The following is a 1,270-nucleotide window of genomic DNA, read 5'->3' as shown; positions in this document are numbered from 1 at the left end:
ATCGGAAATTTATGTTGACTGTTTTAGTAAGTTTTAAAGGTGAGCACAAGCCGCCAAAATGGGTGGGTCCAAAAACAAAAAGACCAATCAACCTGTCGTTTGCACCCTTATGGTGGGTCTGGGAGTATCGAAACTGCATTGGCTGGTGGAAGCGTCCCACGTGGGCCAGCCAATATACGCAACCTGCCAAAACGTTAATTTTTGAAGGCGTTGCAGACTCAATGAGCCTATCTGTGCTAAACCCTTCTGCGAAGTGGGGGACTTCAGAGGGGCGGCATGTCTCAGAGCCTGCAGGACTGGCTGGGCGCACTTGGATTGTCTGACTACGCGCAAGCCTTTTTGATTAACAAAGTTGATTTCGAGATACTGCCCGATTTGACGGGCGAAGATCTGGTGGAATTGGGGATCACGGCGATTGGTGACCGGCGCAGACTGTTGCGGGCCATTGGCGACCTCGAAACAGTGGCGCAGGATGAGGACTCTAAGTCTGATCCCCCAACCGAGCCTGCGCGGCGGCAGGTCACGGTCATGTTCGCGGACCTGTCAGGATTTACCACGCTTTCCAGCGAACTTGATGCCGAAGACATGCATGCCCTGCTCAACGAGTTCTTTGGCAAGGTGGACAGTGTTGTCGAAAAATACGGCGGGCGTATCGACAAGCATATTGGCGATGCGGTTATGGCTGTGTTCGGCGCACCTATATCGCACACAAACGATACCGAACGAGCGGCGCGTGCCGCGTTGGATATCCATACAGCCGTCAAAACACTGACACGGCCGCTGACTTGCCATATCGGTATTGCCTCGGGTCAGGTGATCGCAAGCACCACCGGCAGTCAGGCGCATACGGAATACACTGTCACCGGCGATGGTGTGAACCTTGCGTCGCGCCTGACGGACATCTCGTCTCCCGGTGAAACTCTGGTGTCGCATGATATTCAACGCGCTCTGGGGCCTTTGTTCATTGGCGAATCTGTGGGTGTGCAGGCCATCAAGGGTCTGAAAGACGATGTCGAAGTCTGGCGATTGGACAGGCTGGCCCAAAACATCCGGACACGACGGCACCGCTTCGTGGGGCGCGAGCGCGAGATGTCCTTGTTTGCGGCCACGTTTGAGAGGTGCCAGCGGCACGGCAAAGGTGAGGTTCATATTATTCTGGGGGAACCCGGCATCGGTAAAACGCATCTGTCCGAGCAGGTTGTCGAAATGGCGGACAGCCTGTCTTATTCGATCCATGCCGGTGTCGTCATGGATTTTGGGGCGCGCGAAG

2 protein-coding genes are annotated in these 1,270 nt (G+C 55.1%); both read left to right on the top strand.

Annotation, left to right across the window (positions count from 1 at the left end):
- The coding region (locus ACRZ95_RS22880) for a hypothetical protein (RefSeq protein ID WP_480555670.1) at positions 1 to 323 on the top strand (323 nt) is incomplete at its 5' end.
- Positions 277 to 1,270: adenylate/guanylate cyclase domain-containing protein (locus tag ACRZ95_RS22875; RefSeq protein ID WP_480555668.1), on the top strand; the 994-nt coding region annotated here is incomplete at its 3' end. The genes ACRZ95_RS22880 and ACRZ95_RS22875, both read left to right, overlap by 47 nt.

The sequence above is a fragment of the Ruegeria sp. AI3 genome, from assembly GCF_056541245.1.
Note: the sequence above shows the minus strand (reverse complement) of the source record. Positions and strands in the feature narration are given on the sequence as shown.